This is a genomic window from Rhizobium sp. T1470 (assembly GCF_042140505.1).
In the GTDB taxonomy this organism is placed as follows: domain Bacteria; phylum Pseudomonadota; class Alphaproteobacteria; order Rhizobiales; family Rhizobiaceae; genus Rhizobium; species Rhizobium favelukesii.
On record NZ_CP148091.1, the window covers coordinates 2,046,159 to 2,061,402 of the forward strand.

The window sequence follows — 15,244 nt, forward strand, 5'->3', positions numbered from 1 at the left end:
AAGCTGCTGTCATGCGCACGAATGTGTAGGGTCCTTGGCCTCTGCCGCTTTATAAGACCCTACACATCGGACTACAAGAAGGCCATACGCTTTCGCTCTGGCCTTTGCCTATCTGAACAAATGCAAGCTCGCCGTACGCGACTAACTGTTGAGTAGTTGACGGAGATGCATTCAGCGCCGACGCGACTTCCTTAAGCGACAACAACCGCGGCACTGGGAAAGCTTCCATTCCGGTCAAGAACGCTCGTTGCACGTCCTCGCGCTGCGCTGAACGGCGTGGGGCGACGGCTGATTCTTGAAGATCGGATTTATTCCCACCAAAGACATCAGAGGCATTGCCGCCGGCACGAATCCCGAAGGCATTTCGATGTCTCCTCCGGTATGGTGGTGTCCGCTGTCCTTGGACGGCGAATTTGCAGCTTGGTGGGCCGCGATGAAAAAAGCGAGGCGAGCCGCGTGAGGGCGGTCAAGGAGCTATCAGGGGCGGTCACGTGATCTCGTGACAGCGGCGTGACGTCAATCTGCCACCCGACCCCATTCTTAAGTTAATGGCAGTCGCGCCCGGTCGCAGGGTCTAGCTGATCTTGTCGCAAAGGGCAAAGGCGTCATTCGTCGACTTCCATGAAACCGGAGCAATCGTCATTCTCCGTCAGCGAAGCGCAATGGGTAGAGAAATCTACGGAATAAACCTCCCTAGCGATCACGAACGTCCAAACCGAACCGTTCGAGGCGACGCGCTCGAGCACACTCATTGGCCACGCGGAACCACGCAGTGAGGATCAAGCAGGCAGGACTCCGCGCAACGCTCAGGCGCAAGCAGCGAAACCTCTGCTGCTGCTGCTGCGGGGTGCGGATGGTCCTGACGAACCCTACCAGCAGGATGCCTAACGTGGAAACGCTCGAGCATCTTGATCGGCGATCGGATGGCGGCAGCAACAGGCGGTCGCGCCTGGCGTTGGCGTGTTTCGACTGCAACTTCGGCCGAGGTTCCATGGACTGGCTGATCTACAAGACAATCAAGAGCGGTGAGCTCTTCGACATAATCATGAACAAGTTTTAGACGCGATACTTGCGCGCCGGCCCGCCTCCCTGGCGTGGCCTCTTGTATATACCAATGGCCGGCGCGGTCACCACCTGCGCCTCCACCAGCAGCGCGCCGACCGGTCTACCCCAATAGAATCAGTTGCCTCCGCCCGTTTTCTCATCTCTATTAGGTTAACCTAATGGAGGATTCGCGCATGGAAAGACTGCCGCCAGTTCGATCCGACGAAGTCAGCGCCTACGACAACTACGCTCGCCGCTTGATCGCCCATATGCGCGAGAGTCGCCGTCTGCTGGACTCGTTCACGCTACGGGATGATGGAGCCGGATCAGGGTCTGACGGAAAAATCGGCGGGAAGCATTAAGCACTCAAAATGAAGACCCGGCGCTGGGAGCTTCCGGGCCTTCTTGTGCTGGCGCCTTGAGGGACTGCGGGGGCCAGCGCGCGCAACTACCTGTCAGAGTGATTGCGTTGATAAAACCCGCAAACCTGCGAATGGTTCCGTTGCGCTCTGCTAACGCCCACCAGAAAAAGCGAAAGCCCGACAGGCTAGGGGGCGGCGCTGGCGCTCGCGGCTCGGACATGCTGCGGCGCAAGTTATCCGCAGCCAGCCGCTCGTGGTCGATTTCAAAAGTGGGGAGGGAAAGTGGAGAAGTAAGCGCCTGCTTCGGACAACAAAAGCAGGCGCTTACTTTCAAAACTGGCTCCCCGGGCCGGATTCGAACCGGCGACCTGTCGATTAACAGTCGAATGCTCTACCGCTGAGCTACCAGGGATCACCGCTCGCCGCGGTGTGAGTGGCCTAATACAAACGCTTGCCCGATTTGCCAAGCGGTTTTTTCAAAAAAATGACATCCGCTTGTATTCGACCTGCATAACCCCATTTCCTGTGGATGACTGAAGCACATGATACCACTGGAAAATCAAGCGCCAAGCGATTTGGCATCGACCACACCACGGGCCATCTCATTCTGGGTTCCGTAAGCATCCCGCTCCCGCGGTCGCGCTTTGCCCGGATGACAATCGGCGTGCTGCTGATCTTCGGCGGCGTTTTCGGTTTTCTGCCGGTTCTCGGCTTCTGGATGCTTCCGCTGGGGTTCATCCTGTTGTCGCACGATTTGCATCTCGTCCGTCGGATGCGGCGGCGATTCTCCGTCTGGTGGGTGAAGAGGCGTAAATCCAACCCTTGAATCGGTGATCATCCGGCAGCCCAAGCGAAAATGCCGAACGGTGCGCGGCCCGGAACCTCGCACCTAGCTAAGCGTTAATGAGATATGCGCGTAAGTGTACAAGCATGCAGGAAATAAGAAGGTGCTGGAATGAAGAAACTTGCGGTATTGGTGTTGGCAATCGCCACAAGCCTGGCCGGCGTCGGTCCGTCTTTTGCCGAAAATTCAGGCGATGAGCATTCGGCTCAGAGCCGCGGTGGGTTCGGAGATTCCGGTGCGAGAAATAGTCGCGGCTTCGACCGCTGCAGTATTTACCGTTGCGGCGGCTACCGCCATGGCCGTTACGGAGATCGTTACTACGGAAATCATTCCGGAAATCGCTATTATCGCGACGGCTACTACCGCGGCCATAACAGCGATGCGGGTGCGCTGCTCGGCGGTCTTGCAGCCGGCGCCATCATCGGCGGCCTGATTGCTTCGCAGCCGGTGGCTCGACCGGTGGGCAATTCGCACGTCGATTGGTGTTACAGCCGCTACCGGTCGTATCGGGCGTATGACAACACCTACCAGCCTTATTACGGTCCGCGGCGGCAGTGCTACTCTCCCTACTAGTGGTTGACCACAGAAACCGGTGGGATGACGACCTGAAATCCCATCGGTTTTTCAACAACCCCTTGCACTCGATTTCTATTCATTCTAAATGCCCGCCAACGCTTCGGTCATGAAGCGTCGTGAGGCCTCGTGGCGGAGTGGTGACGCAGAGGACTGCAAATCCACAGCATTTCCAATAAAATCAATGCCCGTTCTGAATAAGCGCCCCTACTTCAGGCGTTTTCTTCGTTTTACGACCATTGTTTTCATTCAGTTTTTTCGGCCATTCAGAATGGCCAAAACGCTTCTTCGTGGCTTCCAAGACGCGCTTTTCCGTCTCCTTCGCATAGCCACGATAGGCCGCCGCAGTCTTGTGCTTTGACAGCACCCGACCCTGTCCTTCGGTGAGCCCGCTTTCTTCCAGTTCCGTCATGCCTCCGTGCCTGCACTTGTCCAGGCTGAAGGATGGCGCGTCGAGCTTTCCTTCGTCTCGGAGCTTGTCCGCCCTCTCGCGAACCTCATGCGCGAGGAACGTGCCGTCTCCGAATAGCTGGCCGTTCTTCTTGCAGACGATCGACGTGCCGTAGCGAGGCGTCTTGTTTACGATCTCCTCCGCCTTCTCGTAGAGCTTCACCAGCGAGCCATCCTCGTCGGCGTACTCCAGCGGGTGGAGCGCGAGCTTGTCCGTCTTGCGGTGCTTCAGGCGGATCTTGTCGGGATGGTCGGAAGCACAGTCCATGGCGCATAGCCGGCACCGATCGAGGAAGCCACGATTTGCACTGGGGGGCATGGTATATCTGATGCTGCGGCAGGTTTACGGGCAGCCCGAGCTAGTGGAGATCTGAGAATGACGCATGAGGAAATAGCCGAGCTGTTCATCCACGCTGCGGAAGTGGATCGGCGGCTGCCAAACACGGCGCGGCCAGCAAGGCTGAAGGCGCAGGCTCTGCCATACGTTCACGACCATGTCGACCAAGCGGGATGGGCCGGCCAGCGATACGAGGAAGAGCGTCAGGCATTCTGGGATGCTCGGTCTATCCGCCTTCAGGTGAAGGATGTCACCGACTGGGAAAGGGCTAACGACCTGATCGTCCACGTTCAGCGCGAGCGGGATCGCCGCTGCCTCTGGTCATGGGCGAAGTCAAAAGCCGGCGGCATGTCCTTTAGCAAGTGGTGCCGGAGTGTCGAGCACATCCATCGGAATTACGGAAAAGAGTGCTGCGACCGTGCAATGCATCAAATAAGAGAATATTTCATTCGAAACGTATCAATCGATGTGATGAATGGTGTTTTAGCCGCCTTGCAACTTGAGCCCGAAATCGAGCATATTCAGGTCAACATAGACGAACCGCGACACTTCGCCTGGATGGTAGCAGCCGCTGACATCGAGGCCCGGGACTTCTCATGGGGCCGCCGAGCAGAACGAACGTCGCAAGCAGAGAGAAGCTCGCCGAAATCGGCGGCATAGGAATTGAAGGAGTGGCCGGGTCTAGCGGCCACTCCTTCACTGCGTTACATGGCTATGAAGTGCAGAGCTTTGAGTATTAGCATGATGAGCACGGGCGGGATCACGAGCTTGATGGTGAGTTCCCGGTATTCGAGTGTAAGTTTCATCTGATCTCCTTCTGTAGCGAAGGGTCACGACGCCCTTCGACAACATTTAGGCGAAACGGCACTTAAACCAAAGTGCCGGTTGGAATTATTCCATGTAGTGGGGATGGCCCGGACTGATACCTTCAGCATCCCGGCGATCCGAAAGTATTCTCAGCTTTCGTCGCGCATCGTCCATTGCAGAGCCTCAAATTATAGCGCCAGAGAGCCCGTCGCCGGTTTGTCACCCGGTCGGCGGGCGGACACCTCGATACAGCTTGGCATTCCGAGGCGTTCACTCTCCGCGGCAGCCACACGGGTTCCGTCTGAGGCGGTCGGATAAGGTCCGAGCAAAGCTAAACCCCATCTTCTCGGATGGCGACCCAATGGCCCCGTCTGGTCCAGCCAGTCGATACAAAATTGCAATTCAAAAGTTTGCCTTTCATGTTCATCGCGATTGATCTCGCGAATCGAACATGCGGCCTGAATGGTTGTTTTCACCAATCGCCCGCCACCTTCACCGGTCGGCGGGCTTTTCCATGGATCTTATCTCGCTCTGCGGCGTTAGTCGCGGAAAGGAGAAGAATCCCAATGGTAGATGCAGGGCAGATCAAGGAACACGCCGAAGTTATCGGAGCCGATGGTGTCCATGTCGGCACAGTCGACCACGTCGAAGGCCATCGGATCAAGCTCACCAAGAAGGACAGTGGCGAAGGCTCGCATCGCGGACACCACCACTATATCCCTCTGGGGCTGGTGGCCGAAATTGAAGGCGACAAGGTGCGTCTGTCGGCGAATGGCGACGTCGCGGTGACATTCGAGGAGGAAGAAGGCTCGGGTCCGGCGTAATTCTTCGGAGTCAAGCGTCAGATGGTATAGAAGTTACCGGCGGACGCATCCTCACAGCCCGGGCGTCGGCTCGGGCACCGAATTTCAAGGCGCCGGACAAGCCGTGAACGAACAGGCACTTTGCTGCTCAACTACTATAATTTGGGTGAGCAAACGAACTGAACACCGTCGCCAGCGGGAAGGCGCAAGTCAGGCAACGTAAGTCGCCGCGCATATTCTGAGCGCCATTTTGTAACAGCCCGTCACCACCGGGTGGCGGGTGTTTATTGATCGGGCCAAGTTGCATCCCGATGCTCGAGAACAGCCTCGGCATGCTTCCTTGCGTGCCCGAACACTTTGGACGCGTCTTCTGGCATTAGCCTGATCTGCAACTCTTGTGATCGGTCAATGCTTCCGAGCGTGTAAAAGCGCTCAACAGCATCATTGAAGTCTTCCGCCCAGACGGTCCATGGTGCAGTCCATTCCCCTTCCTCACCGCGGAAACGGGCCAAGAAGAAATGGAGCGGACGAGCTCCCTTGTGTCGTCCCTGTTGACGAATGAGCCAACCGGCATATTTGGCTGCAGCCTCATGCACTGGACGCACGGCGCTCTTGCCTGCTTCGACGTCTTGGTAGCTTCGGAAGGGCATGCCCATAGCCTCCGCCATCTCGTGCTGGGTGAGGTCCAGGCTTGCGCGGAATGCTTTGAGATCGAACATTGAAGGGCTCCTAGACCTCCCGAAGCTGGATTGCTTCGGTAAGATTGTAATGCACGAAAACCGTGCTTTCAACAACATTAAAAGCACGGAAGTCGTGTAAATAGTTGAGGCCGTCTGGAGCGATCGGGCGGCTCAACGCCCGCCACGGTGACCCGTCGGTGGGTTCTTCATTTTCGACGAGCCGCGGTCCCCGTGGTTGCCGGACTGGCGAGCGTGCAGCTTCGACGGACCGCGGCGGCAGTTCCTCTGACACCGAACCAATAGCCACTGCGGATCAGTTCGTTCAATGAGAAAATTGTGATATTATTGGTGCCTGCGAGAACGTGGTTACGACCGGGGTGGGCCATGAACTTCGAACCGCAGAAGTTTTTCATTGGGCTGGTCGACTTCTTCTCGATCATCCTGCCGGGCATGTTTGTCGCGTATCTCGGCGGGGAACTTGTTCCCCATGACTCTACCCTATTCCCGGACACCAACGAAGTCGGGTGGGGTGTTTTCCTGTTCGTCAGCTATTTCCTCGGCCATTTCATCTTTCTGATCGGCGCGCTGCTGGACGAATGGATCTACGATCCAATGCGGGCGTGGACCGATCTCGGCCAAACGAAAAGGCTATCCAAGGGAAAAGGGCTTTCTCCGGAGCTCTTGCGCAGGCTGGCACCCTCCTACCTGCTGTTCGGCCCCAACCCGGATAGAGCAGTCACGAAGGCAGAACGACTGAAGACAGCGGGCCTGCAGCAGCTCTCTGCCGAGAACACGATCAACGCGTTTCAGTGGTGCAAGGCACGGCTGGCGCTCGAAAGTCCGGAAGGCCTGGCGCAGGTGCAGCGGTTCGAAGCCGACGCGAAGTTCTTCCGCAGCTTCGTGGTCGCGCTTGCCATCTTCGGAGTGATCTACGCTTTCAGGGAAGACTGGCTGCGCGTAGTGATCGCGGCCGTGCTTGGTGGGCTCGCCCTGTACCGCTACGTCGAACAGCGATTCAAAACAACCCAGCAGGCATACTGGCTGGTGATCACGAAAGAGGGACTGAAGAATCCGCCGGCGCCGGCGCCGGCGGCGGCGGCCAGGGCGGACGGATTGACCCATGCCGGGGGCATCGTCTTCAGGAAAAGCAAACAAGGCCTCGAGTATCTGCTGGTAGGGGCGAAGGACGAACCCTCGCAGCTGGTGCTCCCGAAAGGCCACATCGAAGCGGGCGAGCAGACTGAGTTTACGGCCGTCAGGGAGGTACGGGAGGAGACCGGAACGTGGGCGCGAGTGCTGAAGCCGCTCGACACGGTCGAGATGAAATCTCGGACGAGGCCCGATACGCTGGCCCGCGTCTTTCTTATGGAGGCCGTCGAGGAAGGCGACGCCACCGAGGAACGCCCTAAGAGTTGGCTAGACCTGGAGTCCGCGAAGAAGGCGGCGATGCAGGAAACCCAGACTTTGCTCGGCCAGGCCGACAAGGCTGTCAGAGAGATGCGCGATTACGAGATGACGCCGCGCTTCATTAGCTCGATATGTCATCAAGTTTGGCAATTTGGTCGGCGTAGTATTGCGGCGATCTTCTAGCGTGTTCAGAGGTCTCCTCTGGGGGCTCTTTAAGCATTTCTACCAGCCGCCGGGACAGGGGACATGGCGAGCGCTCTAGCGGAAAGCCGATAGGTAACCAACGTTGCCGTCACAGCGAGGGCAGACATATGGCCGGCCGGATTTATCTGACTGTACGGTCAAAACAAAGCGGCCATCATCCATGCATATCGGGCAGAAAGCAGTTCCGATCGGCTGCTTTTCGGCGTCACAACGATAGCGATAGCCGCTATGCTCGACGGTTTCGTCTTTTCTCTGGAGGGACGATTTAAGGATTTAAGAGCCGCTATCTCGGTTTCTTTCTGCCTCAGTTCTTGTTGGGCGTCGATAAGACTAAGCTTTGCTTCCGCAAAGGCGCTGCTAATTTCGGCTATCTTAAGCTTGAAGGAAGCCTCGTCGACCTTCTGGTCGATGTCGTTCAACTGCTTCACGATCGTAAGTGCGGTCGAAATGCCGGTTACTGCGCTGGTATATCCAGGTGCATATCCTTCTCTGGTTGCAACACCATGAAGTTGGAAACTGCCGATTCCATCAAGCGGACATCGCAAGAATCGCCGATGCTCACAGGCTTTCCTGAGCGCTTTGCTCGTTGTTCGTAAGCGCGATTTTCGATGCGTATTGACGCCTGTTCCACACCGAACGGCGGATAGCATCGGTCGCGGTATCCGGCTCTATTCGGTCGTGGAGGTCTTGGAGAAGTTGAACGGGAGCAGGTCGCCGATGTCGGCATTCTCTTCGCGCTGTGGCAACTCGGTGAGTACGTGGCGCAGCCAGATCAGAGGGTCGACGCCACAGGCGCGGCATGTCAGCATCAGACTGTAAATCACAGCACTGGCCTTGGCTCCGTCAGCAGTGTCGCTGAACAGCCACGATTTTCTTCCGGTCGCAAAAACCCTGATGTCGCGTTCCAGGATGTTGTTATCGATCGGCATCCTGCCGTCGCTGGTGTAGCGCGTCAGATAATCCCATTGGTTCAGGGTGTAGGACACAGCATCGCCGAGCTTGGTATCCGGCACGACCTTCGGCGCGATGTTATCGAGCCACGTCTTGAGGGCGTTCAGGACAGGCAAACTGTGCTGTTGCCGGAAGCGGCGAATGCAGGCGGCCTGCGTTTCACCGGCGTCGGGCTTTATCTCTCGCGCCTGCCTCTCGATCCGGTAGAGCTGCTCGAAGAACCTGAGCGCTTGCTCCGGCGGGCCGCCGCCATTCTTTCTTGCCTTGAGGGCTTCGACGAAGCGCCGCCTGGAGTGAGCCATGCATCCGACATGGGTTGCGCCATGCAATGTGCGCCAGGCTGTGTAGCCATCGCTCACCAATATGCCGCGGTAGTCACCAAGGAAGGTCTGCGGGTGGATCTGGCCGCGCCCGGGCTGATAATCGAGCAGTACGATTGGCTGGTCACTGTCCTCGCCGCTGCGATAGGCCCACATGTACGATGTGCTGGTGGCCTCCTTGTCCTTTTCCTTGAGGACTTGAACCGTCGTCTCATCGCCATGAATGAGAGGCTGCGATCGCAACCGCAGTTTCAGCGCATCATAGATGCGGTGCAGATGCTTCTCGCTTGAGCCGATGACCCAGTGAGCGAGAGCGCCGCGGCTGATCGGAACACCAGCACGCTCGAATGTCTGAGCCACGCGGTAAAGCGGTGTGCCGTCGACGTATTTGTGGACGAGCGCGAAGGCTAACGTCGAGGCGGTAGCGATGCTGCCCGGCAGGGGCTGCGTCGGCATCGGTGCGATCACGACGGGTGTGTTGATCCCGGTGCGGTCGCAATGGCGGCAAGCGTACTTGAACCGCACATTCTGTAGGACCTTTGCCTTGACCTCGATATGGAGCTGCTTGCGCGGCGACAAACAAGGTGAGACTCAGCGTCAATCAGGATGAGACTCGGCGGCGGGGGTGTGACGAAGGGAGGGCGTAGCCCGACTGGAGTTACACCCCCGCCGCGGCGCAATTTTTCGGCGTCTCATGATCGCGGTTGGCCCGGTAGCGTCGGTGATTTTCTGAGAATGGAGAATCACCTTTGTGCCGGGTCGCCATGTAACCGATCATCAGACGAGGCTTTTTATGAAGTACCGACAAAACAACCCCATTGAGGTCGCTGCCGCCAAGGCGTCGATCAGCCGGGCGACGGCTTACCGCATCGAGAAGGATGCGCGTCTTCCATCGCAGACCAAGCCGCCGCGCGACCGGCGTCGCCCCGATCCCCTTGAGCACATCTTCGACGCCGAGGTTGTTCCGCTCCTCAAGGCCGCGCCCGGCATCCGAGCGGTCGCCGTTTACAACGAGATGCTGCGGCGTCATCCAGAGCTGTCAGAAGGTGTTCGCCGTACGATTGAGCGTCGTATCCGATCATGGCGGGCTGTTCACGGTCAGGAGCAGGAAGTGATCTTCCGTCAGATGCACGAACCCGGTCGGTTAGGACTGTCGGATTTTACCGACATGGGCAGCCTCGGCGTGACGATCGCCGGCCAATCGCTCGATCATCTGCTTTATCACTTCCGGCTGGTCTGGTCGGGCTTCGAGCATGCCCATGTCATCCTGGGTGGAGAGAGCTTCGTCGCTCTGGCCGAGGGGCTGCAGAACGCCCTGTGGTCGGTTGGCGGTTCGCCGCTCTATCATCGCAGCGACAGCTTATCGGCCGCCTTCCGCAACCTCGATGCCGACGCCAAGGTCGATCTGACGCATCGCTACGACGAACTGTGCGCCCATTATCGCATGACGCCGACGCGCAACAACAAGGGCGTCGCGCACGAGAACGGCTCGATCGAAAGTTCCCACGGCCATCTCAAGAATGCGATCCGCGATGCTCTGCTGATGCGCGGAACCAGGGACTTTGGCGACCTCGGATCCTATCGCGCCTTCATCGATGAGATCGTCAGCCGCCGCAATGCCGCACATGGCAAGCGCATCGATGCCGAGCGCACGCATCTGCAAGCTCTTCCCGATCGTCGCACCACCGACTTCGAAGAGGTCATCGTCACCGTATCGAGCACCGGCGGCTTCGCCTTGCGCAAGGTCTTCTACACCGTGCCTTCCCGTCTGATTGGCCACCGGCTGCGGGTGCGTCTGTTCGACGATCGCCTCGACGTCTTCATCGGCGGCACGCATCTGCTGACATTACCCCGAGGCCGCGCCCATGCGAGTGGCAAGCACGATCAAGTCGTCAACTATCATCACGTCATTCATTCCCTGCGCAAAAAGCCGATGGCGCTTTTGGGGCTCGTCTATCGCGACAAGCTCTTCCCCAGGCCGGAATATCGCAGGACTTTCGACGCGCTCATCGAGCAACTGCCCGAGCGGCAGGCTTGCAAGATCACCGTGGAACTGCTTGCCTTGGCTCACGATCGCAGTTGCGAGCGTGAACTGGCCGAGGAGCTTGCCAAAACGCTCGACGCCCACAAACTGCCTGATCTGGCGGCTTTGAGAGCGGTCTTCAGCCCGGACCCGGATCAGTTGCCGATCGTTCATGTGCAACTCGCGTCGCTCAATGGTTATGAAGCCCTGATCGGCACGGCCTATGCGGGAGAGGTCGCATGAAGAGCAACATCCACACAGTCGATGAAGCCCGCCTCGGCATCATGCTCAACGAACTGAGGCTGCCGACGATCAAGACGTTCTGGCACCAATTTGCCGAGCAGGCCGATCGGGAAGGATGGCCTGCTGCCCGTTTCCTCTCGGCCATCGCCGAGCATGAATTGGCCGAACGCGCCCATCGCAGGATCGAAAGACACCTCGCCGAGGCCCACCTGCCACCCGGAAAGACGCTCGACAGCTTCGCCTTCGACGCTGTTCCCATGGTCTCCAAGGCCCAGGTCATGGCGATTGCAGCCGGCGATAGCTGGCTCGCCAAAGGCGCCAATATCCTGATGTTCGGTCCGCCCGGCGGCGGAAAGAGCCATCTCGCCGCAGCCGTCGGCCTCGCGCTAATCGAGAACGGCTGGCGCGTGCTCTTCACCCGCACGACCGATCTCGTCCAGAAGCTTCAGGTCGCGCGGAGGGAGCTTCAGCTCGAAGCCGCCATCGCAAAGCTCGACAAGTTCGATCTTCTCATCCTCGACGACCTGGCCTACGTCACCAAGGACCAGGCCGAAACGAGCGTGCTCTTCGAACTCATCTCCGCAAGATATGAGCGGCGTTCCATCATGATCACCGCCAATCAGCCCTTCGGAGAATGGAACCGCGTCTTTCCAGACCCGGCCATGACGCTTGCCGCGGTGGACCGACTTGTCCATCACGCAACAATCTTCGAGATGAATGTCGAAAGCTACCGGCGGCGTTCGGCCATGGAAGCCAAACGCCAGCGCGGCAGACCCGCCTCATTCGCGACAATCAAAAGCTCTTCCCAGCTTGTCGCGGAGCGGCAATCAGAACACGATGAAACTCTTGCCAGCGACAATCAACATGATAACTTCGCTCCAACCGCGACATAAGAATCTCATCCAGATTGTCGCTCGCGTCTCATCCTGATCGTCGCGCTATAGCTGCTCGGTAACAGCCTCGCCCATGCGATGCATCTGACCCTGGCAGCAGGGACAAGACTTCTGATCGTCGGGGAGGTCATATTCGACGCGCTCGCGTGGCAGGTCTTCTGGCAGAGGTCTGCGTCCACGCTTCTTTCCCGTTTGACCTTCTACCGCTGGCAGGCCGGTGTCCGGAAGCTCGACAACATCGCCTGCTTCGCTGCCATCCTCGACCGCAGCCTCTTCGGCCTCGTTGAAGAGACGATCAATGTGCTTTTCACTGCGGGGGGCAAAGCGATGGAGTTTTGCCAGTGCAAGCTCTTCTTCCAGCTTGACGACCCGCTGCGAGAGCGCTTCCTTCTCGGCTTTGAGCGCAGCGATTTCGGCAGCATTGGCTGCCAATTGCGCCATCAGTTCTGCAATGCTCGGTTCGCCGGTGCGAGTCATCAGATTCTTGAATCTGAACCGCCCAGCCGCGTCAACTGCTCAATTCGACATCCGTCAGCCGGCAATCTGATATTGCCGCACCGGATGGCGCACCATTGCGTCGATATCGATGCCATCGAGGATCCAGTGAAGCTGTTCTGTCGTCAGCATGACCACCGGCACCTCGCAACGGGGCCATCTGAACCTGTCCTCGGTCAACCGCTTCAGGACCATCACAAAACCGGAACGATCAAAAAACAGCAGCTTCATTCGGTCACGCCGGCGATTGCAGAAGGCAAAAACCGCAGGCGCAAACGGATCCAGCGCCATCGTCTCCTGGACCAGGACCGCCAGGCTGTTGATGCCCGCGCGGAAGTCGATCGGTTCGCGATGCAGGTAAACCTTGAGATCACCGCCCAGTCTGAACATGACCCAGCGCTCCTATGATTGCTTCCAGCACTTCCACACCGGCGCACTCGACGGTCAGGCTGACCCCGTTCGGCAGGAGTGCGCTCACCTTGGACGCGGGAAGGCACTGGCTCAATGGCTTGGTCTTCTTCAGATCGCCAGCAGAACCCGAGTGCATATCCGGAGCAATCTGAACCGGAACGAACGCCGAGGCCAATGGCAATTGACGCTCCGCTCTGGACTTCTTCATCCACTTCCGGACGAGATTCGCATTGACGCCGTGCTCCAGCGCCAGCCGCGAGACCGAAACGCCGGGTTCTAAGCACGCCGCGACAAGCTGATCTCTCGACGCAGGGTCATATCGACGGCGGCCGTCGCGACCAACAAGCCGTACCTGCAGTTTAGGAGCATCTTCATCCATGATTTGGTGTCCACCTATTTTTTGGTGGACGCTTCATGCCTCACAGCACTCCGCTACAGAAGGCGCACAGAAATTAGCGCTTACCGTTGTTCGACTTCTCCACAGGTTGAGAAACGATGATCGAGAATTTCCTGATGATGGCGCTTCTGCTACTTGGCGCCCATTGGCTGTGTGATTACCCACTGCAAGGCACTGGTTTGAGATGCAACGTGAGGAAGGTCGGTGCGATTTCGCCCCGGCCTTTTTGTTGCCGATTCCGATCGCTTTAGAGGCCATGCCACTATTAACTCGCATTCGGTCGAAGGCGCCCCATATCAGGGATAGTGGTCAGCAGGACCGGAGCCGTTGGTTTTGATTGATGCTCTCCACCATATGCGTTCAGATGATGAACGCATTCCTGAATTGGAAATCCATTATGGACGTCGTTGTAAGAACTTACTCAGGTAAGGGCTCGAAAGAGCTGTTCTCATTGCTGGAGATGCATAAGGCAGACGTTGAAAAGCTTATGCGTTCAGTCACGGGATTTGAAAGCTACACTCTAGCACGCAGTAGTGAAAGCGACGGCGGCTTATCGATGACCGTATGCCGGGACAAGGCCGGCACTGAAGAGAGTGTTCGCCTTGCGAAGGAGTGGCTCTCAAAAAATGCAGCAAACATTAGCATGGATGCGCCAAAGGTCTCCTTGGGAACGATAATTATTCAAGCCACTAAGCACTAGTTTTCAATGGTTTCCCGGTCGAGCAACTCGCCGGCCGGGGCTCCGCTCCGCATTTATCACCTGATCGCTCACTCCGGCATACAAGCTGCAGGCGTTGCTGTGGTCACAGGTAATATTTGGCTCGGGTTCCCATTGACGATCGCGCCATCGCGAGGCCACTGGCGTTCCTGCTCAGGGTCTACCACACTGCCGACGAAGCGAGAGCCATAGGGCCGGCCGAGGGTGGTAATCTGTAGTGCGTGCCGCGATACTTTTGCAGAACCCCTGACAACGTTTGAAGCTGACTGTAAGGGACATTTGCAAGCTTCAAACCGCTCATTAGAGGCCGTCGGGCTTGGTTCATCGACATCTTTCCTATCCTACTTTCATAGAGGGTATCCGATTTATGAAGTGAATGGCCACCTCGTCAACGCTGACCACGTGCATTTCAATGGCTACGGTTCGCTCTTTGTCGGTCGCCAACTCGTCGGTTGAGGCAGCGAAGCCTCCTTTAGGCGATCGCTCTACATTATCAGCAACAGGCTCGCTTCGGCGGGCCTTTTTCTTTTCCAACATCGATGAATTTGAAGGTAGCTGCGCAGGAGAACTTCGTTGCAGCTTCTGTCGGGCTGTGCCCATCACCAGGCCCCGCAGCCGTGGCTGATCTAAGGGCGGAAGATCTGGCGGCGCCCCTCCAAGACACATCGCCAGATCCTCCTTCTCGCTGCGAAGAAGGGTTCGAACGCAGCGATCCTGTGTGATTGATCCGGGAGCCCCGACAAGGAACGGGTTTGTCGGGGCTGCCCGGGCATATGCGTGATGATCACGCAATACGAATTCTACTGAAAAATCACGGCGCTAGCACGTACCCAATTCGATTTCATCATTCAACAATCGGAGATAGTCCATATGGCCCGGGAGACACTTCCGAAAGCCCTCACGCTCGTATTCGGGTCTGAGGGATGCTACAGCGATGCCCAGACCGACAGCGGTGGTCCAACCAAATATGGGATCACCCATAAGACGCTGGCGGCGCATCTCGGCCTTGCTCACGTACCGCCTGAACGCGTCAAGGCAATGACAATCAACGAGGCCGCCGAGATCTATGAACAGTCGGCGAGGTTGCGAACGTCATCTATGCCGCATTCACGCAATGGCGGATGATCGGCGGTGCGATCGAACCGGCTCGCCTCGGCACAAAGGCGGCGATCGAGGCTGCGGCTTCCGTCGAAGACGCTGAGGCCGCTGCCAACGCGGTAGTCTAGCCCTGACAACAGGAAGCCCGCCGGGGTTCGGGCGGGCTTCCGTACGCATTACAAGA

15 protein-coding genes, 1 tRNA gene and 2 pseudogenes are annotated in these 15,244 nt (G+C 57.9%); 10 read left to right on the plus strand and 8 right to left on the minus strand.

All coding sequences use genetic code 11. The annotated features are described in order from the left end of the window. The first annotated feature begins 889 nt into the window (after nt 1-889). Nucleotides 890-1,060: a hypothetical protein gene (locus tag WGT02_RS10325; RefSeq protein WP_157997339.1), complete on the plus strand. Its 171-nt coding sequence runs from the start codon at nt 890-892 to the stop codon at nt 1,058-1,060. 683 nt (nt 1,061-1,743) lie between these two features. On the opposite strand, the gene WGT02_RS10330 is transcribed toward WGT02_RS10325, so the two are convergent. Beyond that, nucleotides 1,744-1,818 (minus strand) — tRNA-Asn (locus WGT02_RS10330). A 117-nt stretch (nt 1,819-1,935) separates the two neighbouring features. Between WGT02_RS10330 and WGT02_RS10335 the strand changes: the two genes are divergently transcribed. Then, nucleotides 1,936-2,232: a membrane protein gene (locus WGT02_RS10335; RefSeq protein WP_024318078.1), complete on the plus strand. Its 297-nt coding sequence runs from the start codon at nt 1,936-1,938 to the stop codon at nt 2,230-2,232. A gap of 129 nt (nt 2,233-2,361) precedes the next feature. After that, nucleotides 2,362-2,823, plus strand: coding sequence for a BA14K family protein (locus WGT02_RS10340; RefSeq protein WP_024318077.1), 462 nt, complete (start codon nt 2,362-2,364; stop codon nt 2,821-2,823). A gap of 181 nt (nt 2,824-3,004) precedes the next feature. On the opposite strand, the gene WGT02_RS10345 is transcribed toward WGT02_RS10340, so the two are convergent. Further along, nucleotides 3,005-3,541 (minus strand): hypothetical protein, encoded by a 537-nt coding sequence (locus WGT02_RS10345; protein ID WP_208248090.1) that lies wholly within the window; start codon nt 3,539-3,541, stop codon nt 3,005-3,007. A gap of 108 nt (nt 3,542-3,649) precedes the next feature. On the opposite strand from WGT02_RS10345, the gene WGT02_RS10350 reads away from it, so the two are divergent. Further along, a complete protein-coding gene (locus WGT02_RS10350; protein ID WP_208248089.1) occupies nt 3,650-4,270 on the plus strand; it encodes a hypothetical protein in 621 nt (206 codons plus the stop codon). Nucleotides 4,271-4,983: 713 nt separating this feature from the next. Continuing rightward, a complete protein-coding gene (locus WGT02_RS10355) occupies nt 4,984-5,241 on the plus strand; it encodes a DUF2171 domain-containing protein (RefSeq protein ID WP_024318074.1) in 258 nt (85 codons plus the stop codon). Nucleotides 5,242-5,504: 263 nt separating this feature from the next. Here the strand turns inward: WGT02_RS10355 and WGT02_RS10360 are convergent, their stop codons facing one another. Next, nucleotides 5,505-5,939: a helix-turn-helix transcriptional regulator gene (locus WGT02_RS10360; RefSeq protein ID WP_208248087.1), complete on the minus strand. Its 435-nt coding sequence runs from the start codon at nt 5,937-5,939 to the stop codon at nt 5,505-5,507. 345 nt (nt 5,940-6,284) lie between these two features. Between WGT02_RS10360 and WGT02_RS10365 the strand changes: the two genes are divergently transcribed. Then, nucleotides 6,285-7,490 carry an NUDIX domain-containing protein gene (locus WGT02_RS10365; RefSeq protein ID WP_208248085.1) on the plus strand — a complete coding sequence of 402 codons (1,206 nt, stop codon included), beginning with the start codon at nt 6,285-6,287 and terminating at the stop codon, nt 7,488-7,490. A 158-nt stretch (nt 7,491-7,648) separates the two neighbouring features. Here WGT02_RS10365 and WGT02_RS10370 read toward each other — a convergent pair whose 3' ends face one another. Further along, nucleotides 7,649-7,930, minus strand: a complete 282-nt coding sequence (locus WGT02_RS10370) for a hypothetical protein (RefSeq protein WP_208248083.1) — start codon at nt 7,928-7,930, stop codon at nt 7,649-7,651. A 249-nt stretch (nt 7,931-8,179) separates the two neighbouring features. After that, a pseudogene (locus WGT02_RS10375) lies at nt 8,180-9,349 on the minus strand (IS66 family transposase); the annotation flags it as partial. A gap of 226 nt (nt 9,350-9,575) precedes the next feature. On the opposite strand from WGT02_RS10375, the gene istA reads away from it, so the two are divergent. Next, entirely contained in the window at nt 9,576-11,048 is a 1,473-nt protein-coding gene (gene istA / locus WGT02_RS10380) for an IS21 family transposase (protein WP_208245170.1), read from the plus strand. After that, the gene (istB, locus tag WGT02_RS10385) at nt 11,045-11,941 is read left to right on the plus strand and encodes an IS21-like element helper ATPase IstB (RefSeq protein WP_208245168.1); all 897 of its coding nucleotides are present in this window, start codon (nt 11,045-11,047) and stop codon (nt 11,939-11,941) included. Before istA ends, istB begins: the two co-directional genes overlap by 4 nt. Before the next feature lie 48 nt (nt 11,942-11,989). On the opposite strand, the pseudogene WGT02_RS10390 reads toward istB, so the two are convergent. The 3 genes and pseudogenes from WGT02_RS10390 to WGT02_RS10400 form a co-directional block, all read right to left on the minus strand. Then, nucleotides 11,990-12,418: pseudogene (locus tag WGT02_RS10390) on the minus strand (IS66 family transposase); the annotation flags it as partial. Nucleotides 12,419-12,472: 54 nt separating this feature from the next. Continuing rightward, nucleotides 12,473-12,826 (minus strand): IS66 family insertion sequence element accessory protein TnpB, encoded by a 354-nt coding sequence (gene tnpB / locus WGT02_RS10395; protein ID WP_037069548.1) that lies wholly within the window; start codon nt 12,824-12,826, stop codon nt 12,473-12,475. Next, complete coding sequence (locus tag WGT02_RS10400) at nt 12,807-13,226, minus strand: transposase (RefSeq protein WP_037069550.1); 420 nt, start codon at nt 13,224-13,226, stop codon at nt 12,807-12,809. Before WGT02_RS10400 ends, tnpB begins: the two co-directional genes overlap by 20 nt. 415 nt (nt 13,227-13,641) lie before the next feature. Between WGT02_RS10400 and WGT02_RS10405 the strand changes: the two genes are divergently transcribed. After that, nucleotides 13,642-13,944 carry a hypothetical protein gene (locus WGT02_RS10405; protein WP_225039636.1) on the plus strand — a complete coding sequence of 101 codons (303 nt, stop codon included), beginning with the start codon at nt 13,642-13,644 and terminating at the stop codon, nt 13,942-13,944. Nucleotides 13,945-14,832: 888 nt separating this feature from the next. After that, a complete protein-coding gene (locus WGT02_RS10410) occupies nt 14,833-15,087 on the plus strand; it encodes a glycosyl hydrolase 108 family protein (RefSeq protein WP_024317458.1) in 255 nt (84 codons plus the stop codon). Nucleotides 15,088-15,244 lie beyond the last annotated feature (157 nt).